General features: G+C 42.0%; 25 protein-coding genes, 1 pseudogene and 1 riboswitch. Of the genes and pseudogenes, 14 read left to right on the top strand and 12 right to left on the bottom strand.

Annotation, left to right across the window (positions count from 1 at the left end; all coding sequences use genetic code 11):
- Positions 1-64 precede the first annotated feature (64 nt).
- Positions 65-607 carry a prepilin-type N-terminal cleavage/methylation domain-containing protein gene (locus FN961_RS23830; RefSeq protein WP_144042643.1) on the top strand — a complete coding sequence of 181 codons (543 nt, stop codon included), beginning with the start codon at positions 65-67 and terminating at the stop codon, positions 605-607.
- Here FN961_RS23830 and FN961_RS23825 read toward each other — a convergent pair.
- Positions 604-1,089, bottom strand: a complete 486-nt coding sequence (locus FN961_RS23825; protein ID WP_229814800.1) for a peroxiredoxin family protein — start codon at positions 1,087-1,089, stop codon at positions 604-606. The two genes, FN961_RS23830 and FN961_RS23825, sit on opposite strands and share 4 nt — an antisense overlap.
- Before the next feature lie 128 nt (positions 1,090-1,217).
- Here FN961_RS23825 and FN961_RS23820 point away from each other — a divergent pair, with 128 nt between their 5' ends.
- Positions 1,218-1,655 (top strand): hypothetical protein, encoded by a 438-nt coding sequence (locus FN961_RS23820; protein WP_144042642.1) that lies wholly within the window; start codon positions 1,218-1,220, stop codon positions 1,653-1,655.
- A gap of 112 nt (positions 1,656-1,767) precedes the next feature.
- Here the strand turns inward: FN961_RS23820 and FN961_RS23815 are convergent, their stop codons facing one another.
- From FN961_RS23815 to FN961_RS23800, 4 genes are all read right to left on the bottom strand, one after another.
- Complete coding sequence (locus tag FN961_RS23815; RefSeq protein ID WP_144042641.1) at positions 1,768-2,346, bottom strand: thymidine kinase; 579 nt, start codon at positions 2,344-2,346, stop codon at positions 1,768-1,770.
- A 132-nt stretch (positions 2,347-2,478) separates the two neighbouring features.
- Positions 2,479-4,047: a Na+/H+ antiporter NhaC family protein gene (locus FN961_RS23810; RefSeq protein WP_144042640.1), complete on the bottom strand. Its 1,569-nt coding sequence runs from the start codon at positions 4,045-4,047 to the stop codon at positions 2,479-2,481.
- Between the two features lie 97 nt (positions 4,048-4,144).
- A riboswitch (Lysine riboswitch) is annotated at positions 4,145-4,364 on the bottom strand.
- 165 nt (positions 4,365-4,529) lie between these two features.
- Positions 4,530-5,453: an electron transfer flavoprotein subunit alpha/FixB family protein gene (locus FN961_RS23805; protein ID WP_144042639.1), complete on the bottom strand. Its 924-nt coding sequence runs from the start codon at positions 5,451-5,453 to the stop codon at positions 4,530-4,532.
- Positions 5,453-6,202, bottom strand: coding sequence for an electron transfer flavoprotein subunit beta/FixA family protein (locus FN961_RS23800; protein WP_144042638.1), 750 nt, complete (start codon positions 6,200-6,202; stop codon positions 5,453-5,455). Before FN961_RS23800 ends, FN961_RS23805 begins: the two co-directional genes overlap by 1 nt.
- Positions 6,203-6,515: 313 nt before the next feature.
- On the opposite strand from FN961_RS23800, the gene FN961_RS23795 reads away from it, so the two are divergent.
- The 6 genes and pseudogenes from FN961_RS23795 to FN961_RS23770 all read left to right on the top strand — a co-directional run bounded on the left by FN961_RS23795 (position 6,516) and on the right by FN961_RS23770 (position 13,222).
- The gene (locus FN961_RS23795; RefSeq protein ID WP_144042637.1) at positions 6,516-6,911 is read left to right on the top strand and encodes an H-NS histone family protein; all 396 of its coding nucleotides are present in this window, start codon (positions 6,516-6,518) and stop codon (positions 6,909-6,911) included.
- A 160-nt stretch (positions 6,912-7,071) separates the two neighbouring features.
- Positions 7,072-10,137 (top strand): annotated as a pseudogene (locus FN961_RS23790) (amidohydrolase family protein).
- On the top strand, positions 10,137-11,429 hold the full coding sequence (locus tag FN961_RS23785; protein WP_144042636.1) for an amidohydrolase family protein: 1,293 nt from the start codon (positions 10,137-10,139) through the stop codon (positions 11,427-11,429). The pseudogene FN961_RS23790 and the gene FN961_RS23785 overlap by 1 nt, the downstream one beginning before the upstream one ends.
- 35 nt (positions 11,430-11,464) lie before the next feature.
- Entirely contained in the window at positions 11,465-11,848 is a 384-nt protein-coding gene (gene rcsF / locus FN961_RS23780; RefSeq protein WP_144042635.1) for an Rcs stress response system protein RcsF, read from the top strand.
- Positions 11,849-11,873: 25 nt separating this feature from the next.
- Entirely contained in the window at positions 11,874-12,596 is a 723-nt protein-coding gene (gene tsaA, locus FN961_RS23775; protein ID WP_144042634.1) for a tRNA (N6-threonylcarbamoyladenosine(37)-N6)-methyltransferase TrmO, read from the top strand.
- 59 nt (positions 12,597-12,655) lie between these two features.
- Positions 12,656-13,222 (top strand): acyltransferase, encoded by a 567-nt coding sequence (locus tag FN961_RS23770; protein ID WP_144042658.1) that lies wholly within the window; start codon positions 12,656-12,658, stop codon positions 13,220-13,222.
- Positions 13,223-13,297: 75 nt separating this feature from the next.
- On the opposite strand, the gene FN961_RS23765 is transcribed toward FN961_RS23770, so the two are convergent.
- A complete protein-coding gene (locus FN961_RS23765) occupies positions 13,298-13,495 on the bottom strand; it encodes a hypothetical protein (RefSeq protein WP_144042633.1) in 198 nt (65 codons plus the stop codon).
- Positions 13,496-13,677: 182 nt separating this feature from the next.
- A complete protein-coding gene (rsmS, locus tag FN961_RS23760) occupies positions 13,678-13,845 on the bottom strand; it encodes a pleiotropic regulatory protein RsmS (protein WP_144042632.1) in 168 nt (55 codons plus the stop codon).
- A 238-nt stretch (positions 13,846-14,083) separates the two neighbouring features.
- On the opposite strand from rsmS, the gene FN961_RS23755 reads away from it, so the two are divergent.
- The 4 genes from FN961_RS23755 (at position 14,084) to FN961_RS23740 (ending at position 16,393) form a co-directional block, all read left to right on the top strand.
- Positions 14,084-14,323, top strand: coding sequence for a hypothetical protein (locus FN961_RS23755; RefSeq protein ID WP_144042631.1), 240 nt, complete (start codon positions 14,084-14,086; stop codon positions 14,321-14,323).
- Between the two features lie 26 nt (positions 14,324-14,349).
- Positions 14,350-15,087, top strand: a complete 738-nt coding sequence (locus tag FN961_RS23750; RefSeq protein WP_308426239.1) for a tRNA (adenine(22)-N(1))-methyltransferase TrmK — start codon at positions 14,350-14,352, stop codon at positions 15,085-15,087.
- 128 nt (positions 15,088-15,215) lie between these two features.
- Complete coding sequence (locus FN961_RS23745) at positions 15,216-15,737, top strand: NUDIX hydrolase (protein WP_144042630.1); 522 nt, start codon at positions 15,216-15,218, stop codon at positions 15,735-15,737.
- Positions 15,738-15,952: 215 nt separating this feature from the next.
- Complete coding sequence (locus FN961_RS23740) at positions 15,953-16,393, top strand: universal stress protein (RefSeq protein ID WP_144042629.1); 441 nt, start codon at positions 15,953-15,955, stop codon at positions 16,391-16,393.
- A gap of 66 nt (positions 16,394-16,459) precedes the next feature.
- Here the strand turns inward: FN961_RS23740 and gltS are convergent, their stop codons facing one another.
- From gltS to FN961_RS23725, 3 genes are all read right to left on the bottom strand, one after another.
- Entirely contained in the window at positions 16,460-17,704 is a 1,245-nt protein-coding gene (gltS, locus tag FN961_RS23735; RefSeq protein WP_144042628.1) for a sodium/glutamate symporter, read from the bottom strand.
- Between the two features lie 206 nt (positions 17,705-17,910).
- Entirely contained in the window at positions 17,911-18,318 is a 408-nt protein-coding gene (locus tag FN961_RS23730; protein ID WP_229814802.1) for a hypothetical protein, read from the bottom strand.
- A 51-nt stretch (positions 18,319-18,369) separates the two neighbouring features.
- Complete coding sequence (locus tag FN961_RS23725) at positions 18,370-18,831, bottom strand: DUF3291 domain-containing protein (protein ID WP_144042655.1); 462 nt, start codon at positions 18,829-18,831, stop codon at positions 18,370-18,372.
- 232 nt (positions 18,832-19,063) lie between these two features.
- Between FN961_RS23725 and FN961_RS23720 the strand changes: the two genes are divergently transcribed.
- The gene (locus tag FN961_RS23720; protein ID WP_144042627.1) at positions 19,064-20,185 is read left to right on the top strand and encodes a GGDEF domain-containing protein; all 1,122 of its coding nucleotides are present in this window, start codon (positions 19,064-19,066) and stop codon (positions 20,183-20,185) included.
- Positions 20,186-21,123: 938 nt separating this feature from the next.
- On the opposite strand, the gene FN961_RS23715 is transcribed toward FN961_RS23720, so the two are convergent.
- Positions 21,124-22,023, bottom strand: a complete 900-nt coding sequence (locus tag FN961_RS23715; RefSeq protein ID WP_144042626.1) for a LysR family transcriptional regulator — start codon at positions 22,021-22,023, stop codon at positions 21,124-21,126.
- Between the two features lie 133 nt (positions 22,024-22,156).
- Here FN961_RS23715 and FN961_RS23710 point away from each other — a divergent pair, with 133 nt between their 5' ends.
- Positions 22,157-22,699 carry a lactoylglutathione lyase family protein gene (locus tag FN961_RS23710; protein WP_144042625.1) on the top strand — a complete coding sequence of 181 codons (543 nt, stop codon included), beginning with the start codon at positions 22,157-22,159 and terminating at the stop codon, positions 22,697-22,699.
- Positions 22,700-22,845: 146 nt separating this feature from the next.
- Here the strand turns inward: FN961_RS23710 and FN961_RS23705 are convergent, their stop codons facing one another.
- Complete coding sequence (locus tag FN961_RS23705) at positions 22,846-24,009, bottom strand: alpha-hydroxy acid oxidase (RefSeq protein ID WP_144042624.1); 1,164 nt, start codon at positions 24,007-24,009, stop codon at positions 22,846-22,848.
- Positions 24,010-24,442 lie beyond the last annotated feature (433 nt).

The following is a 24,442-nucleotide window of genomic DNA, read 5'->3' as shown; positions in this document are numbered from 1 at the left end:
GCTTGTTTAGCCTTCATGCCAACTGTACCGTGCGCGCATCATTTGTAATTAACATGGTTGAATTGTGAAATTAAATAAGAATCAGCAAGGTTTTACCTTAATTGAATTAGTCATTGTCATCATCATTTTGGGCATATTAAGCGTCACTGCCACGTCCAAATTCCTCTCACTGTCCAGTGAGGCTCAAGCATCCAGTTTACAAGAGGTTGCTGGCTCTATAGCATCGATGAACCAGATAGTGCACGCTAAGACACAAATGATTGGAATTGCTGATAAGGACGACTGCAGCAGTGATTGCAACGGACATCCAAATTGGGATATCAATATTGGTCACTACTTTGTCGATGTTTCAGGCACTCGCTTATTTGTACTTAAGGGCTACCCACTGGCGCATGGCGGCTTTCCGATTATCGAAGACAACTATCGTACCGCGATGGGTTTATCTGACGATGATTTTCTGTTTGATTCCATCAGCAAGTTTTCTATTATTCCCATAAAGTTCAAAAATAAAGTATCAGAAATAAGGGCTGGCACCTTCAAGTGCCATATTGAAAATAGTGATTTGATATCAGATCATATCTATTCAGCCCTTACCAACAACTGCTAATTTTTTAAAATAAATTCAGCCGCTGCATTTAAACTGGGGTCATTAGGATCTGAGATATTAGTGACCCAGACAATCTCTCCAGCTCGGTTAATAAATACTGTCGTTGGTGTCCCCGGAACCCCATAGCTTTTTGCTACACTCTCGCCATTAATTAAGGTTGGAAAGTGTATACCACGTTTTTTCAGCATCTCACCAGGCATCGCTCCATCATCTTCATTAAAGCTAATACCCAGCACTTGCAGATCAGCATCTTTATAGTCCTTAGCAATACTGTCTAGCCCCGGCTGAAGTTTCTTACAGTAAGGACACCAGGTTGCCCAAAAATGCAGAATGAGCGGCTTACCTTTATACTCAGCTAAAGTGTGCACCTTCCCTTGAGGATCCGGTAGGCTAAAGTCGGGAGCCATGTTTAACATTTCCATCGCTTGGCTTGTTCCATTTAATAGGATCAACAGCAACACACTTTTCAACAGTTTCATCATTCTCTTCTCTCGTTCATATTTAATTACCTCATATTAAAAATAGACCGAATAACTTGAATTTATTATTCAATTTTTACGGTCTAAGATAATTAATAGCAAAAGTAGAGAAATGAACAAAAGGAGATACGATGAGATTTAGTATTAGAGGAGACCAGCCAATCACCGTTTTTCAAATAACGGCTGTCTTTAGTATGGTTTTCGCCTTGGTAGGCTTTAGTTATAACGTCTGGCGCATGGAGATCACCGAATACAACAGCAATATGCGCTCGGCTAGTTTCGAGTTACTGCTACAACTTTCTGAGCTTGAAGCCATTGTCTATGCCGCACACTACGACCAAAATACGATTGAAGGCAACCCAAGAAAAGGCTGGATAAAGGTCAATCTGATTGCCGACTTAAGCATGATAGCTGAACCAGAGGTTTCTACATCAGCTAATGCACTGAAAATGCAGTGGCAAGAGAACTGGCAAGCGCTCAGTGGCTCTGAAACAAGTGCCATGAACATGGTGAAGGCGATTGATCACACACGTGATGAGGTGAGACATTTACTGTCTCAATTAAATTAGTCATGCTTGATGTGATATAAAAAAGCACCAAGGTACGTTAGCCCTCAGTGCTCTCTTTATTCGACATTAATATCCACGCTTTAGGCTAGCCCTGCCGCCTTAATCGCACAACTTAGTCCCACAAGAATTCGCGGAAGTGCTTACGGCAAACTGACTCGTAGCTTTCATTGCCACCAATCGCGACCTGTTCACCTTCTCGCATCGGTTTGCCATTACCATCTAGACGCACCACCATATTGGCCTTTCGACCACAGTGACAGATGGTTTTAAGCTCAACGAGTTTATCCGACCAAGCCAACAAATATTGACTACCTGTAAAGAGCTCACCCTGAAAGTCGGTTTTAAGGCCATAGCACAGCACTGGAATATCTAAAACATCCACCACATACGTGAGCTGCTTAACCTGCTCTTTACTTAGAAACTGAGCTTCATCAATTAGTATGCAGTGCATGCGCTGTTCTTGGTGAACATTACCGATCATAGTCGCCAGATTATCGCCACTACCAAATACTTGCGCGTCGGTTTCAATACCAATTCTTGATGCGACTTTACCCACTCCATATCTGTCATCGATGGATGCTGTCATCACTAAGGTATTCATACCGCGTTCGCGATAGTTATAAGAAGACTGTAATAAAGAGGTCGATTTACCCGCGTTCATGGCTGAGTAATAAAAATAAAGTTGCGCCAAACTCGTATTCCTTAATTAAATAGTTCCCGCTAGTTTACCACCATCCCCGCATCAATATAACTAATCATAGATTGGTATTACTTAAGTTCAGACACAAAAAAGCCGCTCATCGAGCGGCTTTTTTAAGAATAATTAAACCGCTCTGCGATTAACCTTAATCTTTAGTCCAATAACCGCTATCACGAACAGCACACTACACGTGATAAATCCTGCAAGTATCGATTCAGTAAAGCCTAAAACCGTATAACCCACCAAGCTAATCACTGCAACGATAAGTGCATAAGGCAACTGCGTCGTGACATGGTCCATGTGATGACAGTTAGCCCCAGTTGACGATAGGATTGTCGTATCAGAGATAGGTGAACAATGGTCCCCAAATACTGCGCCAGCAAGCACTGATGCAAGCATAGGCAACATCATATTCGTGTGAGTCCCCATGGCCATATCGGCAGCAATAGGTAACATGATACCAAACGTACCCCAGCTTGTGCCTGTAGAGAACGCCGTGAAACCAGCGAGGACAAACAAGACAGCAGGAAGCAGAGCAAACGGAATATTACCTGTCGCTAGACTCGCCATGTACTTACCTGTTTCCATCTGGCCTATCACACCTGCAATTGTCCAAGCGAACAACAGGATATAGATAGCAGGCAGCATAGAGCGTGCGCCAGTGATGATCCCTTTGAGAATGTATGACTTATCTAACCCTTGGCTAATCACTAAAATTAACGTTGCAGCGAAACCAATTGCGGCGCCGAAGAAAAGAGAAGAAGCCACATCGGTGTTTTCAAACGCACCAATCAGTGAAAACTCGAGTCCTTTAGTGGCCAACACATCTCCGCCACTCGTGACCATGAAATATAAGGTGGCACATACAAGTACGGAAATCGGTAGGAACAAGCCTAAGATTTTACCATTATCCGCTTCAGGCAGATCTGAGTTAGCTCCAGGTGGTAAACCTTTAGACTCATCATATAGATGACCTTTTTGCGCATTAAGCTCTTGTTGGCGCATTGGGCCAATATCGAGTCCCATAAAAGAGACACAAAGCAGCAATAGCAGAGCAAAAATTGCATAGAAGTTCATCGGGATCATCTGAATAAACACACTCAAATGACCAGAATCAGCAAAGCCATGAGCCGTTAAGATGCCACCGATTAAGGCGATAATATATGCGCCCCAACTCGAAACAGGAGAGATAACACAAATGGGCGCTGCGGTTGAATCAAGCAGATAGGCAAGTTTACAGCGGGAGATGTAATATCTGTCAGTCAAAGGTCTCGCGACACTGCCGACAACCAAACTGTTAAAGTAATCATCAATAAAGACAACGCAACCTAAGAACATGGTCAGTAGCTTGGCATCACGTTTATTGCGTATCTTGGTTCTTGCCCAGTCGGCAAATGCTTTAGCGGCACCACTGACCGTAATAAGCGCGGTGATCATGCCCAATACAACAAGGAAACCTAACAAATAGAGGTTCCAGCTATTGAGTGCGCCATCGGCCCAAAAAAGCCCTGTCACTTGCTGAGTTAAGTACTGGCCTGAATTGACGGCAGAAAAATCTGAAATCAACACAGCACCAATCACAATGCCCACTCCCAAAGAGAGCAGCACACGGCGCGTCACTATTGCCAGAATAATTGCAACCACAGGAGGTAGCAAAGATAGAGCCGAATCGGCGTAACTTAAAGTTATCATTTATTTTTTAATCTTCGTTTAAGTACGAATGGAGGCCGACTGAACTGGTGGGAATAGCTAGAGATGTATTTTATCAATACACATCGGATACACCTGTCCTATCAGTAGCGCTCCATAGTAATACCATATGTTAAAAGGTATAAATCTTCTTATCGTCAAGATAAGAAATACTATGGCAGTGCTGCACCTATTCGATGGCAGCCCCAGCAGTAAGCCGTGATGTGCATTTACTACTTCGGCATCAAATCCTTTCATGATAGATAAGCGGAATCACCCTGGCTATCACTACTGATATTTAATGCACCTCTACTTCTCAGGACGTAATTTGAAATGGCTTCAAAAAACGTGAAGGCTATAAAAACATAAGCGGCTTTGGGGATTCTACCCCAAAGCCGCTTATTGTGACCAATATCACGTTCATTTAGTTAAAATTAAAACTACCGCTACGTTAGGTTCACACCAAATATACAATTGAGTATTATTTATACTGACTCAGTCAGCTGAGGCACTGCCTCAAACAGATCAGCTTCCAACCCATAATCAGCAACCTGGAAAATAGGCGCTTCAGGATCTTTGTTAATCGCAACGATAACCTTAGAATCCTTCATCCCTGCCAAGTGCTGAATCGCACCTGAGATACCGACAGCAATGTACAAGTCTGGAGCAACAATCTTACCGGTTTGACCCACCTGCAGATCGTTAGGCACAAATCCAGCGTCAACTGCCGCACGAGAAGCCCCTAATGCGCCGCCGAGCTTATCGGCAAGCTGCTCAAGAATGGCAAAGTTTTCACCACTGCCGAGTCCACGACCACCAGACACGACAATAGAGGCTGCGCCAAGTTCAGGACGCGCAGATTTAGTCAGACTTTGAGAGATAAACTGTGACAACGAATCCGCAACTTTCTCAATTGCAACTGCCGCTGCAGCACCATCGTTACCCACGGCATCAAATGCACTGGTACGAACCGTCATGACTTTCTTATCATCCAAGCTCTGCACTGTCGCTAAGGCATTGCCCGCATAGATTGGACGAATGAAAGTATCTGCACTCACCACTTCAATTACTTCAGAAAGTTGTGCTACATCTAATAGCGCCGATACTCTTGGTAATGTGTCTTTACCTTGGCTAGAAGCCGCCGCAAGAATGTGCTCATAGTCAGAAGCAACATCGAGAATAAGTTCAGATAAATTGTCAGGTAAATGATTAACGTAGGCAGCATTATCTGCAACCAGCACTTGTCTAACACCTGTAAGCTTTTGCGCTGCTTCAACTACAGCTACACAATCATGGCCTGCCACTAAGACATCGACATCACCGCCAATTGCCTGTGCACAGGCAACAACTTTGGCTGTATCCAGTTTTAAACTGGCATTATCATGTTCTGCTAATACTAAAATCGCCATTAGATCACCTTCGCTTCATTTTTCAACTTTTCAACCAGCTCAGCCACTGACGCCACCATCACACCCGCTTTACGCTGAGATGGAGGAGAGACTTTCACAATGTTTTGATGTGATTTCAAGCTAACGCCTAAATCGTCGATAGAGAATGTCTCTAACGGCTTACGCTTGGCTTTCATGATGTTTGGGAGTTTAGCGTAACGAGGCTCGTTCAGACGTAAATCAACAGTGACAACTGCAGGCAGTGACATACTGACACTCTGTAGCCCGCCATCAATTTCGCGAGTTACCGTTAAGGCATCCCCTTCGATTTTCACTTCTGATGCAAACGTTGCCTGAGGCATCTTAGCTAATGCAGCTAGCATTTGACCGGTTTGATTGTTGTCACCGTCAATCGACTGCTTACCAAGTAAAATAAGTTGTGCTTGCTCTTTTTCCTGCACGCTATGAAGTAACTTAGCAATCGAGAGAGGCACAAGCTCCTCATCGGTTTCAATATGAATGCCTCGGTCTGCGCCAAGTGCCATTGCTGTACGAAGCTGCTCCTGAGAGGCTTTAGGCCCTATAGTAACCACAACCACTTCAGAAGCGATTCCGGCCTCCTTCAAACGAACCGCTTCTTCAACAGCGATCTCACAAAAAGGGTTAATCGCCATCTTCAAGTTTGCAACGTCGACACCAGTATTGTCAGCCTTCACTCTGACCTTTACATTTGCATCAACGACACGCTTAACAGGCACCAATACTTTCATAGGGATTCCTTACTTACGTCATATTTTAGCGGAGTTGAATATAGGTTATCACCTATAACTAAGTAGGTTTACTTTACGTGCTGTTGACGTTAACGTCAATAACACTTCAAACGTGCGTTTGTTTTTCTTTAGATTACGTGACGAAATATGTTACATTTTTTTCATCTTAATAATAAAAAATACAGTTTTATGGCTTATATCTGTATATATACTAATTAATATCAAATTTTATTTGATCCTAGCGGTATTAATTCCTATTATTAGCTATCAAATATATTTTTACTTCACTTCTATTAATTGGACCAATATTATTATGAGCGATTTTCTTGAAATACTAACTCACGGCCGACGTTTTAAGGCTGCTGTAAAAGAACTATCTGTTGAAGAGTTAAATGAATTAGCTACTAAACTAGAAAAAATCATCACAGAAAGAGCATCTCAAGCTGAAGCAGAAACAGCAGCAATGGCAGAGCGCAATGCTAAGATTGATGAGATCCGCAAACAAATGGAAGCTGTTGGACTGTCAATTGATGACCTAGGTTCTACAGCAGTGAAAGCAGCTCCTAAAAAGCGTGCACCACGTCCAGCTAAATATACTATTGTCGATGTCAATGGCGAGACAGTAACTTGGACTGGTCAAGGGCGTATGCCTACAGTATTTAAAAATGAACTTGATAAAGGCCGTAACATGGATGCCTTCCTAATCTAAGCTTTTATTATCAAGTTAAATAAAAAACCGGCTAAGGCCGGTTTTTTTGTAACTGAACGTTATAAAATTCAAGCGCAAATGAAACATTTATTATTTGGTGTTCACATAAAGATTAAGATAATCTCTACCTATGTCTTAGTAACCTTATTTCACCCTTCAAATGCATAACAATATAAAACCGATAATAATAATTACTGCATTCACCTTGGCATACACTAGCAACACAAACGCAAACGACCAACTTACTGATAACACGCCAAAAATCACTGCATTAACCCACGCAACCTTGATGGTGCAACCTGGTGAGCGTATTGAAAATGCCACGCTACTAATCGAAAAGAATAAGATTATTGGTATTGTGAAAAATAACAAGGTTCCTGAACATGCCTATGTTATCAATTTAAATGGTTACACTATCTATCCAGGCTTTACTGATCCCTTTACTGATTACGCTATAGATTTTGCCCCCCCTAAAACAGAGAACCAGTCTCCGGTTTATGAAATCAAACGAATAGGTGGTAATGCAGAAAATGGCGCTATTCATTCAGAAAAAGAGTGGTTTAACTTTGTTTATCCTAATAAAGAGAAAGCACTTGATTGGGTTGAAAATGGCTTTACCAGCGTACAGTCAAGCAATCTAGATGGCATATTCCGTGGACGTGGAGTGACATTATCTCTGGCGGATAAGTATGCAAATGAGATTATATACCAAGCCAAAACGAATCATTTTATGGCATTTGACAAAGGCAGCTCACCACAAGATTACCCCGAGTCCCTAATGGGAAGTATGGCCCTTATTCGCCAGACCTTGTCCGATGCGAATTGGTATAGTGAGAATAAAAGTAAATCATTTTCTAAACCTCAAAATACCCTTGTCGAATTTAATAGTGCTTTTGCTAAATTAAGTGACATAAAGAATGAAACTATCATTTTCGATGCTCGTAACTTAAACAATCAACTCAGAGCAGCACAAATGTTAAGTGAGCATAAACTAACAGCTCACTTACTTGGAAATGGCAAAGAGTACGCCCGTATAAATGAATTAAAAACCTTCCCCTATGGCTTAATTCTCCCGCTAAACTTCCCAGCATCCCCCAAAATAGGCGACAATGACATTGAAAGAGAAGTCAGTTTAGCCAGAATGCGCCACTGGGAACGAGCTCCGGGTAACCTCAAAAGCGTCTAGGATGCGAAGATCCCCTTCGCTTTAACCCAACACGGAATTGATGCCAAACTTTTTTGGCCACGACTTAGGCAAGCCATCAACTCAGGTTTGAGTGAAGAAGCGGCTTTAGCTGCCCTCACCACTGATGCCGCGGAAATTGCAGGGATTGGTGAGATAAGCGGTCGATTAAAGGCTGGGTTTATGGCTGACCTTGTTATTACCAAAGGAAATATATTTCAGGAGGGGGAGATCCACAGCGTTTGGCTACAGGGAGATGAAAAACAGCTCATTGATCGAAATACCAATTTACTCGATCAAATATTTCAACTTCAAGTCGGTGAACTCACACTTGATCTTGAATTAGATAAAACAGATAAAGATCAATTGACCGGTTTTCTCACCAGCGGTGAACAACAGATTTCCCTGTTTAATATTAACTATCATGGCAGTAGATTAACCTTCAACGCCGAGATGAGTCAGGCAGGCTTTGATGGAATCAATCGTTTTACTTTGTGGTTTGATGAACAAGGTATACATGGGCGCATGCTCGATAAGCATAATACCGTCACAACAATAGCTGGACTCCCCACAAAGCAAGTTATCCCTATACTCATCGCCGAGCCCAAACCCGCAGTAGAATATGTCTCGACATTAACCCAACCGAATGTTGCTTATGGAAGGGAGGCAGCATTTAAGTCGGAAAAACTGCACATCAGTAATGCCACTATCTGGACTTCTGACAAGCAAGGGATTCTCGAACAAAGTGATCTGCTCATTTCACATGGAGAGATAGAGCGTATAGGCCAACAGCTTTCCACCCCATCCGGCTATCAATTTATCGATGCAACCGGCAAACATATCACAGCAGGGATCATTGATGAGCATTCACATATCGCCATTAATGGCGGCACCAATGAAGGCACAGATGCCATCACCTCAGAGGTGCGCATTGGTGACATCATCAATCCTGACGATATCGCAATTTATCGAGCACTTGCTGGCGGAGTGACCACAGCCCAATTACTACACGGCAGTGCCAACCCCATTGGCGGGCAGGCACAAGTCATTCAGATGAAATGGGGTGAGAATGCAACAGCGCTAAAATACACTCCCGCACCTGCAAGTATCAAATTTGCCTTAGGTGAAAACGTCAAACAGAGTAACTGGGGAGACAACTTCACCAGACGTTTCCCACAGAGTCGAATGGGAGTGAAGTCACTGTTCACCGAAGCCTTTAATGAAGCCCAAGCCTATCAGCAAGCGCTAGATGATTATCAAAAGCTCAGGAGAAGTGAAAAACGTCGCCAAGTGGCACCGCAACCGAACTACCGTTTAGATGCCATCGTCGAAGTGCTAGAGCAAAAACGCGAAGTGCATATTCATTCATATGTACAATCGGAGATTTTAATGTTTCTACGCCTAGCTGAAGCATACAAATTTAAAGTTGGCACCTTCACTCACATTCTCGAGGGCTACAAAGTTGCTGATGAGATGGCCGCACACGGAGCATCCGCATCGACCTTTTCTGATTGGTGGGCATATAAGTTCGAGGTTTACGATGCCATCCCACAAAATACCTGTTTGATGCAAGATAGTGGCGTGTTAACCAGCATCAATTCCGATGACTATGAGATGCAAAGACGTCTAAATCAAGAAGCAGCAAAATCGATTATGTACTGCGACATGTCACCAGAAAACGCGTGGAACATGATCACTATTAATCCTGCAATTCAGTTAGGTATCGATGAGGAGTTAGGGTCTATTACCAAAGGGAAACAGGCTGACATCGTACTTTGGGATCACTCTCCCCTGTCTGTATACGCCAAGGTTGAATCTACTTGGATTGAAGGCAAACGCTATTTTGATCGTAGAGTCGACAAACAGATGCTGCAAAAAGTGAACGAAGAGAGAGCCGCATTGATTCAAAAAATCCTAATCAGCCAAAACAGCGACAACCCACAGCCTCCCGGAGAAGTTGTTGATGAAATAAGAGAGCCTGAATGGCACTGCGATACTCAGTATGATGCGTGGCAACACTCGCGTCAGGGAGGAGAGATATAATGAGAAGATCAAACCGACCTAACGCCTTTGCTATCGCAATACTGGCGCAATTATCCCTATTATCAACCGCCGTGCTAGCCCATGATATGGTGCCCGCACCAGCTCAAGCTGCCAGCATCCTCTTTAAAAATGCCACCTTGCATACCGTTACCGACGGAGTGAAGCTCAATACCGATCTGTTAATTCAAGATGGCGTCATTAAAAGCATAGGCTCGGATTTAACCGCACCGGATGCAGTGATTGTCGACGTCACCAATAAACATATTTACCCGGGTCTCATCGCGCTCGATACCAGTATGGGATTAATTGAAGTTGAGATGATGCGCCCCAGTAATGACAGCTATGAGATAGGCTTAAGCAACCCGCAGCTTGAAGCGATAGATGCCTTTAATCCAGATTCTGAAATTATTCCCACGGTTAGAGTCAATGGTATTACCCATGCTCAAGTTGTTCCTCAAGGGGAACGTTTAGCCGGCCAGTCAGCACTTGTTTCACTCGACAGCTGGACAATAGAGGATGCAGTTGTACCGTCTACATTGGCTTTTCACCTCTATTGGCCGCATCAGGAAGCACTGCCCGAAGATAAAGATAAGCGTAAAAAGACACTGGAAAAATACCAAAGTAGCTTAACGCAGATCGATCGCATCTTCTCTGACGGCTATCGCTATTTTCTAGCCAGTAATGCCAACAAAATATCCACACAGGATATTCGCTGGCAAGCATTGCTACCGCTATATCGAGGTCAAGCTAAACTCTTTGTTCATGCAAATGGGCAAAAACAGATAGAAGAGGCGGTATCTCTGGCGAAACAGTATCAGTTTAAGTTAGTGATCGTCGGCGGGTATGATGCTTGGCGCCTCGGTGAGCAGCTCAATGAAATAGGCGCGCAGGTGATCTACACCAAGACCCTCAGCCTTCCCATGAGAAATGACGAACCCATAGAGCTGAGTTTTAAGATCCCTGCTCTGCTTAAACAAGCTCAAATTCCCTTCGCACTGGGCTTCTCTTCTGACTGGAACAGCCGTAACTTACCTTTAGCCGCTGGGCAAACGGTTGCTTATGGGTTGAGCAAAGAGGAAGCGTTGAAAAGCATCACTCTCGATGCAGCTAGAATCATTGGCGCTGATATGATGGGCGCGATTGCAGCGGGCTATGCTGCAAACTTGGTCATATCCACTGGCGACATATTGGATCCCATGATGACAAAAATAGAACAGGTGTATATCGATGGCAGAAAAGTGGATTTAAATAATCGACAACAACAGCTTTATCAAAAGTACCTAAAGCGATAGAATCCCAAAAAACATCTGGATCACAGGCCTAAATCATGAAAAAAATGTTAATCCCAGCTCTCGTAATACTCCTAAGTGGATGTGCCGGCGAATACAAATTTAACAGTAATCTCAGTGGTGAAGCGATCAACGATTACTTCAAGGCATCTGATGTCATTGTCTATGAAAATAGCCTACCCAGCGGCAACTTTGAGCGTAAAGGTTTAGTTGAAGGTGAATCTTGTCAGATAGCTAAAAATGATCCACCAGCCAGCATAGTAGAGGCCCGTACCATCGCCAGACGTGCTGCAGCAGATAAAGGTGCAAATGGTCTTATTATCAAGACTTGTTTCCTCGCTTCTGAGCAAACACCTCTGTGTGTGAGCAGTGCTATCTGCGTCGGTCAAGCCATTAACACTGTCGATACCACCACTCACTGATCCTGATTGAAGAAGCAAAATCCAAATGACATTTACCAGTCAAATCCAGGCTGTCGCCCTGTGCCGCACTCCCTATAAGCAAAAGTTTGGCATCCCAAGGCAACCAGGACTCGTTACCGCAGCCCGTGGTTTTGTTGAGCTGCAAGCGCCCTTTAATCATATCGACGCAGTTAGAGGCTTAGAGCAGTATTCGCACCTATGGCTGTTATTCAGTTTTCATGAGAATCTGTCACAAGGATGGAAAACCACCGTCAGACCCCCTCGCCTTGGTGGCAATGAAAAGTTGGGCGTGTTTGCTACCCGTTCAACCTTCAGACCCAATGGCATCGGACAATCAGTGGTGAAGTTACATAAAATCCATCACCAGAACGGCGTAGTTTCGTTAGAGATTTCTGGCATGGATCTCCTCGATGGCACTCCTGTCATCGACATTAAGCCCTATATTCCTTTTTCAGATTCCGTAGCGGATGCACAAGGCGGGATAGCCCATGAAGCGCCTGCTTTAGCCGAAGTCCAGTTTTCTGCACACGCCCATCAGCAAGTGGTCGCTTATGAAAAGTTGGAGCAATACCCCAGATTAGCAGAGCTCATCATCGGCGTATTAGCACAAGATCCTCGTCCGGCTTATAAAAAAGCCAAGGCCGATCCTAAAGAGTATCAAGTTGCCCTGTATGACTTAGATATTCTCTGGCATATGCAAGAAAACAGAATCGTGGTTACCGAGTTACGTGCTGGGCCCAAAGGGTAAAAGGAGCATTTTTGTCGACACCCGATTATCAAGCTCAGCATAAAAAGCGTCTCTCTTATATGCCTTGGCTCTATTTTAATCTCAAACCTAAGCTATTGAGTTGGGCTGAGCCTTGGCAAGCACAAGTTCAAGCTGAGTTTATGGCACTGGAGACGGTATCATTTGCTGAAAACTGCTTTATCGCCCCCGAAGTCAAACTCTTTGCAGAGCCCGGACGAGACATCATTATCGGCTCGCGCTGCATGATAGCCGCCGACAGCTTTCTCCACGGGCCCATCACTCTAGGTGATGAAGTGGCAATAAACCATGGTTGCTCTTTGGACGGAGGGCGCGCAGGTATAAGAATCGGTGCGCAAACTCGCATTGCCAATAACGTTACCATCTACGCTTTCAACCACGGCATGGCACCGGATAGCCCTATCTATCAGCAAGCTTCAAACTCTAAAGGTGTCACCATAGGTAAGGATGTTTGGATTGGCGCACAGGCCGGTATCGTTGATGGTGTGACCATAGGTGACTGCGCCGTCATTGGCATGGGATGCATTGTCACCAAAGATGTTACTCCCTACGCCATCATGGCAGGTAACCCAGCACGAATTATCGGAGACAGACGAGATAAGGTGTAATATTGCAAATGTAAAGTCAGTGAAGAGAGCAGGAAAACCATAAAATGGAGTGTTCTAGTAATACAATCCCTTCGTTTACCCCATTAACTTGACGGTTTGATCGCACCAAGATTTTAGCTTTGCCAATAAACTAGGCTTTGCGCGGTGTTGGCTGTTTAATTTATCTTTTTCGGTGATTTGACGTTGATAGTTTTCTCTAATCTCACGGCGCTCTTCAGCGCGGTTAGCCACTTCGGCAAAACGTTTGCGTTGGGCCAAACTCATTGTCGCCATAAAACTTCTAAAGGGTGTCTTGGGTATCGTCGCTGATATATTAGTCTTAGGTGTGCCGCACATAATCTCTCCGATTCACTTCTTCACTTCAAAAAAATGGGTCTGTTTAATTAGACCGTACAAGAGTGAACAATATTTCAGCAGAGACACACTACATCTTAATTGTATTAAACCTCACAGAACTAGGCTTTAGAAAGTTTAACCTTAAGATCCGATGCCACAATTTCCAGTGCAGACAATGCGACTTGCGGGTCGATATTATGACTTTCAAGAAGATAGATGAGGTCCACGGCAAGCTTAACCTCATCACTAGCCCCATCAATTGAACTTTGGTTTATATCAGCAGACATATATCTATTGCCTATATTCAGTGCTTAATTATGATTGAATCATTAGTCTAAATAGTTCCGCTGTAAGTTCACAGGGAAATATCGACTAAATAGCCATTAACCGAAGAGTCATTTATTGGCTTGTACGGTGTCACTTCTCGGCAGGCTTAGTTCCGTATCTAACCGCAGTTGGGTATTTCTCGCATTCTAAAGTAGCTTGGGTATAATGCCGTCATCGCGAGACTAACCAAGAATAATGATGACTACAGAGACTAATAAAATCGACTTTTCAATGATCAATCAAACAACGGCTAAGTCGTTTAATGAGCAAAAAAATCTAATCAAGCGTCTCTTTAAAGGCAACACAGTATTATGTGAAACCTGTAAGCAGCCACTTAAGTTGGTCGTGCCTAAAGAAAAAGATTCAGGGAAAACTTACGGTGTGTTTTGTAAAAAACATTGCACCGATATCCAACTAGAGATTGAACTCGTACTTTAATTTTTCAGGCTGTCTTTAAGAGTACAATGTCAGTGAAGTTGAGCCAACGCTTAGGTCAAATCGACACGCTAATTACACGTCAATATGACCATATCTGGGATTGCTGCTGCGATCATGGTTTGCTTGGCGCTAAGCTCTTGCAAAGAGATGCGGCCTCCAACATCCACTTTGTCGATATGGTGGATGACTTGATGGCAGAGTTAGAGCGCAAGCTTATGCGTTTCTTTCCACAATCTGTTTCCCCTCAAACTACATTAACACCATCTGTTATATCGGGGTCAGCTCAATGGCTGGTTCATTGTATCGATGTGGCACAACTCCCTCTGGATAAATTCAATCAGCACGCAACACACCTGATAATTATTGCTGGAGTCGGTGGCGAGCTCTTAGTAGAGTTAGTGCAAACCATCTTGTCTAACCATGGCGACAAGTCATTAGAGTTTATTCTCTGCCCTGTGCATCATAACTATAAAGTTCGATCAAGATTGATTGAGATGAAATTAGGCCTGATACAAGAATGCCTAGTCAAAGAGAACAATCGTTTCTACGAAATCATGCATCTATCCAGCCATGTGGACATTCCCCTTGTAAAGGTGGGGTCGCAAATGTGGAACTTTGAACGCGAGGAAGATAGACAATACCTAGCAAAAACCATTTTGCACTACCAGCGAATGAGTCAACACTCTCGCAGCGGAGATTTAGGTAAGGTAATGACTGACTATCAACAACTCGAAATAAACCATGCTTCCGTTTCCATGGCTTAACTTTTTCATGCAAAATTCTGAACCCAGTTTAGGATAATCGCTGCAAACCTATTCGCAAAACGTCAAATTCGTATTTTCAATCTACCTAGGTATAATCTTGGGCTTTCATCCTCACATTAGATCTTCACATGCGTTTATTAGCTTCAAGCACACATCCAGATATCGATTCCCTCGACGGTAAAACCTTCATTCGAAAAGCTGCACGAGGCATTATTCTTGATGGTGAAAACATCTTAATCTTGTATACCGAGCGCTACCACGACTATAGCCTTCCTGGTGGTGGAGTAGATGAAGGGGAGTCTATTGAAGCTGGATTAATTCGTGAGCTTGAAGAAGAAACCGGTGCGAGGCATATTGAGATAGTAAACGAGTTCGGTCTATATGAAGAGTTCCGCCCTTGGCACAAAGGCGAGTTCAATATCGTGCACATGGAATCTTACTGCTTTGTCTGTGACATCCACCCAGAGCTGGGGGAAACGAAGTTAGAGCAACATGAGATTCAAAATGGCATGGTTCCAGTGTGGATCAATATCCATGAAGCCATTAAACACAATGAGCATACAATCGCAAATAACCCTAAAAAAGGACTCTCTATTGAGCGTGAAACCTTTTTGCTGAAATTAATCGTTGAAGAGCTGCTCCCAGCTTAACATAGGTAGCAATACTAACTAGGGAGCCAACAAAACTCCCTATTAAAAAACTGCCAATCCTAACCAACTCCGATTTATCGTCTATGTACAGTCAATTTTACTGAGTCACAGCGTTAAATAATCTCAATGTTCTCCCGCATCAATTTGATCTACTCTGGTGCTAGAAAGGCAAGTCAAAAATCAACTTCCTACTTAGTCAACATCTGGTGATTATTATGAATTACAAACACATTCTTTTATCCGTTGCCTTAAACAAAGACAGTGACAAAGTATTAAAAAGAGCCGCTCACATAGCGAAACAAAATCACTCCCTACTAAGCTTGATCCACGTAGACTTAGATATACTTAATACTTATGAAGGTATGCTTGGTGTCGATTTTGAAGAAAGAGATCAAGCATTAAGGCAAGAGTCTATCGCTTCGATGAACAAGCTTATCAAGGCACATGGTTATGAGATCAATGAACATATATTTCATAGCGGACATGTGGACGATGAAATTCTCGACAGCGTCAAAAAGCACCATATCGATTTATTGATTATGGGTCACCATAAATCCAGTTTGATTAAGCAGATGTTAGCCTCACCCAGCGAGCCACTTCTGCGCAATATTCCCTGTGATCTTATGTTTATTAAACTCGACGACGATAAAGATTAACAACGTTTATAGCCAAATAAAAGGAGCCTTAGCTCCTTTTTCATTCACTGTTAACCACACATTAAATTAGAAATATGCGAACAAGTTAATGATCATGGCATTGATAATATCGATAAAGAAACCACACACTAAGGGCACGATAATAAAAGCCCTGTGTGCTGCACCATACTGCTGAGTCACCGCCGTCATATTCACAATTGCCGTGGCAGTCGAGCCTAATGTCACCCCACCAAAACCAGAACATATCACTGCAGCTTCATAATCTTTGCCCATCATCCTAAAGACGATAAAGACGGTAAAGACGATTGAAAGCAGCACTTGCAGACCCATCACCACAGAAATATAGAGTAAGCTGCCTTCAAGCTCCCATATCTTAAGACTCATCAGAGCCATGGTTAAAAACATCCCCAGACAGATATCTTGTATCAAGGACAACCCCTGAGATGCATCTTTAAGGTAACCTTCACCCTTATCTTTTTTGCGACTCAGTAAACCTCGGCCACTGTTGCCTATGATGATACCGGCCAATAAGCACGCCACAAACATGGGAAGTTTAAGCCCTGCTTCTTGCAATGCAAGATCGATGAAGTAACCAATAATCAAGGTAACATTTAACCAAAGCCAGGCTCTTAACACCCCAAAGTAATCAACACTTATGTGTTGTGAATTCGTTTTGTGGCTAGCCCCAATGTCTAAACTATCATCTTGGTTGGCTTTAACATGATGACGCTTCATCAAGTAAGCTGCGATTGGACCACCAATTACACAGGCCGAGATTAACCCTAGCGTATTAGATGCTATGCCTAACTCACTGGCGTTTGCGATACCGAGCTCTTCAACAAATGTCGGAGTCCAAGCCATTGCAGTCCCTACCCCGCCGATAAGCGAAATCGAGCCCGACATCAATCCTGCTTTTGGATCTAATCCAAACAGAGAAGCAACACTCACTCCCATGAAGTTTTGCAGGAAGATAAATACTGTCGACAGCGCAATTAAAATGAGCAGAGGTTTACCGCCTTTTATCAAGGTGGCAAAGTCCGCTTTTAACCCGATCCCCGCAAAGAAGTACAGGAGCAATATGTCTCTGACCTCCAGATTAAACTCAATTTGCAAGTCGAAAGCATAATAGAGAACGCCAACGATAGCGGCGCAAGCAAATCCTCCAACGACAGGCTCAGGGATACTGTATTTCCGTAATAATTCATAACGGGAGATAATGGCCTTACCGATAAAAAGCGCAATAATGGCTAAGGTGAAGGAAACAAAATCTTTAATCTCGAGCAGGTGTGGTTCGAGTACTTGGGGGTCCATATGAATCTTTTCCTTTATAAGAGTTGCCTTAGTCTACAAAACTAAAACATCATTATAAAGTCAAAAAAACCATATTAATAAATACGTTATAAAATACTTTCATTCGATCTCTATCGAAGCAAAATCCTAATGAGTGTCAACATATTAGAAGATAAACTAGCCAAGATAACCCTGAGACCGTGATGCATCTAATACCTCAATCTTAACTATTGGCGCGTATAAATTCTAAGAATAGGCAGATCTCGTATGCCAAAAGAGAGTGTCATTGAAATTAACTCCCCAGCAGAGAACTCTTGCTTATAAGCATTGGGAGCACGTCTCTTGCCATCAGCAAAAAGAGCATAAACTTGATTTGATTGAAATATACGGCTGCCAGATGAGGTGTTAACCAATGTCACCACCGCCTTACGTCCTCCCTCCTCACTGCTCATAACCACATAATTGACGACTTTAAAATCACTTCTTGCAGGTTCAATATGATCATTATTAGCAAATTCAATATCGATATTGTCAGACACTGAGCGATCGATATGAAAGACATTGTCAGCAGCTAAGCTGTTTACACAGAACAAGACACTGAACAAAATACTAAACAGAAATATTACTTTACTCATTTTAATTCCTTGTTATTCCCTTAGCTGTCATTGAAACTAAATATTCGAAAATCAGGCGGTTTTGATAGTATTTAAGTCGGTAGGTTCAAAACGACTTTTAAAGCTAAAAGCATAAACAGATTCACCATGCTCTCTTAAATATTCTAATCGTGCTTTGCCCTCTTCAATACTGGGGATGTGCCCTTTAGGGATCCACCAAAGCACATAATTTGCTTCAGACAGCTTTTCAAACCACTCTTTTTTCCGCTTCATAAAACTGATGTGATGCGTCATATACATAAAGCCTTTAAGCGCATCAGGTGAATGCCATACAGACATATTAACTAACTGCAATGGGTCATCAAAAGCTTGAATTGCCGTTGCATCACCGCTTTCATCCTTTAGGCGCCAAACAAATCCTTCACTCGACTCAGCCATTGCATTGACCGACTCTAGGTTATCAACAAATTCCTTCATCAAAGGTTCATCCATCATCCCCTTCGCTTTAGCAATATTCAGTTGAGCAAGTTCCATCTCAGTAGCGCTATTCATTAATATTTACCTTATTCATATCCGTGAAATCTACCCTATATACAAACACAGCAGGAAATTTCCATCAAAACTCTGTCATAGCATTCATGACCTTTAAAACCATATCAACTATCTACTCGCTAGACAAACGAAACTGTGCGCTAGAGCAAGGACTGTTCGCCTTACTCAACCTAGAATCTAATGATTAAAATAATGACAGAGCTTTGATTTTAAAATGGATTCATTTCAGTGGGATAGAAACTTCGTCACCGGGATAGATGACGTCGACCTGCAGCATAAAAAATTAGTCAATCTCATCAATCGCTTTGGTTACCAGCTCGCCAGCGATAAGATTGTTATCGAAGATATCAATCAGGTGTTGCAGGAGTTATGGCTTTATACCCAAGAACACTTTCAGGATGAAGAGCGCTTAATGCGCGAGAAGGAGGTAGATATCCGCCATCAGGTTTTACAAAGACAAGCCCATAGCTACTTCCTCAATGAAGTCCAACAGATGCAAGCTTCTGTCTCTATCGACAATCCTGAAGCCCTTAAATACCTATTGGACTTTCTTACTCAATGGCTCGCCTACCACATTTTGGGCGATGATAAGAACATGGCCCGTCAAATCGCTGCCATCGATGCAGGCATGAGCTCCGAAGAGGCATTTGATACAGAAGAGTCTCAAGCCAATAATGCTACCGCTCCCTTACTTACAGCGCTGAACGGCTTGTTTAAACAAGTATCTCAACGCAATAAACAACTTATTGAACTAAATCAAACCTTAGAGGAGAAGGTCAGGCTGCGTACTCAAGACCTTATTGACGCAAACAGCCATCTGGAAAAACTGTCTGTGACCGACATGCTGACAGACCTTCCAAATCGCCGTTTTGCCATGGAAAAACTCAATCAGTTGTGGCAAAAATCAGAGACTAGCTCATCCCCACTCGCCTGCATGATGATAGATGCTGACCATTTTAAGATAGTTAACGATACCTACGGTCATGATGCTGGTGATCTGGTGCTGTGTCAGCTGGCTAAAGCACTCCAACATTCAGTTCGCACCGATGATATTGTCTGCCGTTTAGGCGGCGACGAGTTCATAATTCTTTGCCCAAATACAGATCGGGATGGGTTAACACATATCGCCAAACAGCTGCACATTAAAGTGAATGCCCTGTCTGTTATATTTGGAGCCAGTAAAACTAATTTGAATACCAACGGATGCTGGAATGGTAGTGTGAGCATAGGGTTAGCCATTAAAACCCCGCAGATGTCACAACAAACAGAGTTGCTTAAAAAAGCGGATAAAGCATTGTATTTGGCAAAAGAGGCGGGCAAAAATTGCATCAGATAGGCTCATTAAATCACGAGTACCCCATGCATACTTCAGATTATACGCCAATAGTGATGCTGGATTAACACTATCGTTTGCTCGGAGAATTTTACGGTGTGAAACCCTCCTTGCAACCGAAGACCACTGCAACGCTTACTTCAAGAGAAGCATCTGTTCAATTAAATTAAATTGACTGACACTATTTGATAAAACAGGGTAAAGCCTAAGCTCATAAATGATAACTAGTATAATTACATACCAAATTAAAATTAAATATATCTGTTATTTAATTTAACGTCAGTTATTTTAAAGAAACATCATTACCAATTCAAAATAAATAACAACTTTAACAAAAGCGCTACAGGTTGGATTTTTTTATCTGTTCGCTTAACCAAACAATTCTATCTGGTTGACTAGGACATAATATTACGCCAGAGGTCAAAAACTCATCACGACTTAATTCCCCACTACTATACTGACTCACTAGTAATTCGAATTTATTACGTAATGAACTCTGCATAAAACAACTTTTACCGTATGCTGACGGTATATCTAGCTTGTCCATTATGGTTTGCTGTTGAAGATGTTCTTCGCCACTTGAACTACAACCCGTTAATATTACAGCCAGACACAACATTATCATCTTCATAAAACAAACATCGACTTAAAAAAATTATACTATTATTGATCATAAACAATAAGCTTTCAATATTCCGTGACGAATATCGATATTTTCACATTCACATAAAGATGAATACTTAAAAAATTTATTAATCAAAAAACATTTTAAACGAGTTAGAACTATTTGAAAAAAATGGGCGACATATCGTACCATTATAAAGTAAAGTTAGTTTAAACAACGAGTTAGTAACGTCAAAAAACCAATAAATAAATGGTATGGAAACTGGCTACCAATACTTTTACATCTCTTTTATATTCAGATTGAGTTCATCCACTTTTTACTTCGACTCTATCTTCAAATTTTCATGAATGGTGTCTTTTATAGTTTGATAACGGTTGGCTAATTGCCTGTTTCTCTTATGTACCATAAACACTTGTTCATAAACGGGTTTACTCGGTGTGTGAATATACAGTTTGTCTCGATGAGCAAAACCTTCAAGTGCACTTTTAGGCAGCACGGTAAAACCAATCCCCATGGAGATTGGTAGTAATATCTGACTAAGTTGATTTACATAACTCACCTTAGTTATCTCCTCTATGTTTAGCTTTGAAAGTTCAGCATCACCGCAAAGATCGAAATACAGATTCAGATAGTGCGCAGCATCTGGGTGCTGAACGAGACCACAATCGTTAAGTTGTTTTACGGTGATCGACTTGTTCTGATAATGAAGCGGTAAAATAAGGCATAAGGGCTCAATGCCAGCATTTTCGGCATGAAATTGACTGGCGTTAGGAAGGTAAGTAACCAAACCAATATCGATAATGCCACTTTGAACATCATTAAGGATTTTATCGTTAGGTGCAGCCTCCAGATGAATGCTGATGCTGGGATATCGAGTCTGTAATGCCAGTAACTTAGGGTAAAGGTGTAAAGCTAATGATCCTGAGCAGGAGAGTTTACATTCTCCTGCATAAGGATCATCAAAACTCAAACTGACAAGTAATTCAGTTTGCTCGCGCGCTATCTGAGTGGCGTACTCATAAACCCGTTGCCCTTGCTCTGTTATCTCAAAGCTTTTATTTTCACGCTTTATCAGGGAGTGTCCGCAGGCATGTTCAAGTTTCTTTATATGTTGGCTCACACCTGGTTGTGTCATATACAGTTTTTCAGCTGTATGAGTAAAGTGACCCACTTCGATCAATGTTCTAAAAGTATGCAGCCAACTTAGATTCAACATAAACACACTCAACTTTCATAACATAAAATTATTATAATGAGAAAAATTGATAATTTCTAATTCTTATTTAGCTGAAGTATCGTTAGTTCAACAAAGGGAGCCCCTTTAAACCCTATATGATTACGAGGTATTTATGACCATGATTTCCCAAGCACTCACAGCAGAACAACCAACCACTTACCCAAGATCCTTTTCTCATATTGGGATTTCAGTGCCAGATTTAGATGCTGCAGTAAAGTTTTATACCGAGGTTCTAGGTTGGTACATCATTATGGAGCCTTCTGAAGTGGTAGAAGATGACAGAGCCATCGGTGAAATGTGTACCGACGTGTTTGGTGCAGGTTGGGATCGTTTTCGCATCGCCCATCTCTCAACCGGTGACAGAATTGGGGTCGAGTTATTTGAGTTTAAAAACCAGCAAAACCCTGAAAATAACTTTGAATACTGGAAGACGGGGATATTTCACTTCTGCGTGCAAGATCCTAATGTCGAGGCACTAGCAGAAAAAATTGTCGCGGCCGGCGGTAAGAAACGCATGAAAGCACCACGTTACTATTACCCAGGTGAAAAACCATACCGCATGATCTATATGGAAGACCCTTTTGGAAATATTCTAGAAATTTATAGCCACAGCTATGAATTGCACTACGGTAGCGGTGCATACTCGGCTAAGTGATCCCAGCTAAATAATACCAATCAGTATAAAGATAAGACACGGTGATGATATCACCGCTTATTACGCTGAGCATCATGCCCATGATGCTCAGTAAATAATAAAAGTTTACTGCAGTGTCTTTATTCAATTAAGCCATATTATCCACGTTATTTTTCCCAAATATTCTTTAATAGATGATTTGGGAAGTCAGTTGGCTTTTCACAGCAACACTGTTGCATGACTTGTTGTAATTGTTTTTTAAGCATATTAATCGTGTGATAACCGCCTTTATGGCCAAGTGCACCAACACCATACATGAAAGTGCGCCCCAAAAAGGTAAAATCAGTTCCCATCGCCATGGTTCGTGCGATATCGGGGCCATTACGAATACCGCTGTCCATCATAATGGTGAGCTTACCTTTATGCTTAGCGACAATATCGCTAGTGACACTGATACTTGAAGGCCCCGCATCCAGCTGACGCCCCCCGTGGTTTGATACCATAATGCCATCTAAACCAAGTTCAATCGCTTTATCACTGTCTTCAACGGTAGATAAGCCTTTCATGACCATATTGCCATCCCACTTATCGCGTAGGCGTTGGACTTTATCCATGTTTAGTCGGCCATTAAAAGTCTTATCCATGAATATAGCCAAATGATGCATGTTCATGCTGCCCGGCATATATTTCGTTAAGGTTTCAAACTGCGGCTTACCATGAGTTAACGTCGACAATGCCCACTGTGGAGACTTAATAATCTCATAAATATTTTGCAGGGTCATCTTAGGAGGCATGGCTAAACCGTTCTTTATCTCTTTAGGGCGGTAAGCAAAGGTAGGCACATCAGATAGTAATACCAATGTCTTGATACCCGCAGTCTTACAACGCTTTAAAATATCATTGGTCACTTTATCATCAACGGGATGATATAACTGAAACCAAGCCTTACCTTCTGTAATTTCAGCAATTTTCTCAATTGGAGATGTAGATACTGTGCTTAAAATAAATGGCACCTTGTGGTCAAAAGCTGCTTTGGCCAAAATCTCAGGAGATCCTGGCCAAATAAGCCCTTGTAAACCAATTGGACTAATACCAAATGGAGCATCATATGTTTCGCCAAATAAAGTGGTCTTCATTGACACATCACTATAATCACGAAGATAGTAAGGTAATAACTCTAACCTTCTAATATCGCTCGTATTGCGTTTTAATCCTTGTTCAATATTACATCCGCCATCTACGTATTCAAATGCAAATTGAGGTAAACGTTTTTTAGCTTTTAAACGTAACGACTCGACAGATGGATAATTGGTATTAAAATAGTCAATCATAAAGCTAGCCTCACATAATTACTTGTCGCTTAACATACTCACATTACATTAATTAATAGCCACGCTAAATATTAAACATGTTTAATTAAAAAACTATCGTACGATAAAAAACCAAAGCACACTTTAAACTTGAGACTTAAGCCTTTAAAATCTAATTAAATAAATATATTATTTAACGATTCTATTCAATACGACAAACCGTATATTATTTACGATTTTGATCATTGAATACCTGAGCATGGCTCATTAACTTAACTATCTACTGCAATTTCATTTTCTTCTTATTGCTAAAACACAAAAAGCGCCCTGAGGCTGAGGGATCCCCTCGAATTTAATAGCATGCTTGTGGCTCCAGAATTAAGCCTTGTAGTGTTTTAATGGCTGTTCGCCAATGCGACCTCAGTAGCTTCAATTTCCTATCTTTATATGCTCT

Origin of the sequence: Shewanella hanedai, from assembly GCF_007197645.1 — a bacterium.
Taxonomy (GTDB): Bacteria; Pseudomonadota; Gammaproteobacteria; order Enterobacterales; family Shewanellaceae; genus Shewanella; species Shewanella hanedai.
Note: the sequence above shows the minus strand (reverse complement) of the source record. Positions and strands in the feature narration are given on the sequence as shown.

Coding starts and splice junctions, on each gene's coding strand:
- FN961_RS23755 (WP_144042631.1), top strand. CDS start 14,084: ATGACTACAGAGACTAATAAAATCGACTTTTCAATGATCAATCAAACA.
- FN961_RS23705 (WP_144042624.1), bottom strand. CDS start 24,009: ATGATTGACTATTTTAATACCAATTATCCATCTGTCGAGTCGTTACGT.
- FN961_RS23720 (WP_144042627.1), top strand. CDS start 19,064: ATGGATTCATTTCAGTGGGATAGAAACTTCGTCACCGGGATAGATGAC.
- FN961_RS23730 (WP_229814802.1), bottom strand. CDS start 18,318: ATGAGTAAAGTAATATTTCTGTTTAGTATTTTGTTCAGTGTCTTGTTC.
- FN961_RS23800 (WP_144042638.1), bottom strand. CDS start 6,202: ATGAAAGTATTGGTGCCTGTTAAGCGTGTCGTTGATGCAAATGTAAAG.
- FN961_RS23710 (WP_144042625.1), top strand. CDS start 22,157: ATGACCATGATTTCCCAAGCACTCACAGCAGAACAACCAACCACTTAC.
- FN961_RS23820 (WP_144042642.1), top strand. CDS start 1,218: ATGAGATTTAGTATTAGAGGAGACCAGCCAATCACCGTTTTTCAAATA.
- FN961_RS23765 (WP_144042633.1), bottom strand. CDS start 13,495: ATGGCGACAATGAGTTTGGCCCAACGCAAACGTTTTGCCGAAGTGGCT.
- FN961_RS23825 (WP_229814800.1), bottom strand. CDS start 1,089: ATGATGAAACTGTTGAAAAGTGTGTTGCTGTTGATCCTATTAAATGGA.
- FN961_RS23750 (WP_308426239.1), top strand. CDS start 14,350: ATGTCAGTGAAGTTGAGCCAACGCTTAGGTCAAATCGACACGCTAATT.
- FN961_RS23805 (WP_144042639.1), bottom strand. CDS start 5,453: ATGGCGATTTTAGTATTAGCAGAACATGATAATGCCAGTTTAAAACTG.
- FN961_RS23770 (WP_144042658.1), top strand. CDS start 12,656: ATGCCTTGGCTCTATTTTAATCTCAAACCTAAGCTATTGAGTTGGGCT.
- gltS (WP_144042628.1), bottom strand. CDS start 17,704: ATGGACCCCCAAGTACTCGAACCACACCTGCTCGAGATTAAAGATTTT.
- FN961_RS23810 (WP_144042640.1), bottom strand. CDS start 4,047: ATGATAACTTTAAGTTACGCCGATTCGGCTCTATCTTTGCTACCTCCT.
- FN961_RS23785 (WP_144042636.1), top strand. CDS start 10,137: ATGAGAAGATCAAACCGACCTAACGCCTTTGCTATCGCAATACTGGCG.
- rsmS (WP_144042632.1), bottom strand. CDS start 13,845: ATGTCTGCTGATATAAACCAAAGTTCAATTGATGGGGCTAGTGATGAG.
- FN961_RS23745 (WP_144042630.1), top strand. CDS start 15,216: ATGCGTTTATTAGCTTCAAGCACACATCCAGATATCGATTCCCTCGAC.
- FN961_RS23740 (WP_144042629.1), top strand. CDS start 15,953: ATGAATTACAAACACATTCTTTTATCCGTTGCCTTAAACAAAGACAGT.
- FN961_RS23715 (WP_144042626.1), bottom strand. CDS start 22,023: ATGTTGAATCTAAGTTGGCTGCATACTTTTAGAACATTGATCGAAGTG.
- FN961_RS23795 (WP_144042637.1), top strand. CDS start 6,516: ATGAGCGATTTTCTTGAAATACTAACTCACGGCCGACGTTTTAAGGCT.
- tsaA (WP_144042634.1), top strand. CDS start 11,874: ATGACATTTACCAGTCAAATCCAGGCTGTCGCCCTGTGCCGCACTCCC.
- rcsF (WP_144042635.1), top strand. CDS start 11,465: ATGAAAAAAATGTTAATCCCAGCTCTCGTAATACTCCTAAGTGGATGT.
- FN961_RS23725 (WP_144042655.1), bottom strand. CDS start 18,831: ATGGAACTTGCTCAACTGAATATTGCTAAAGCGAAGGGGATGATGGAT.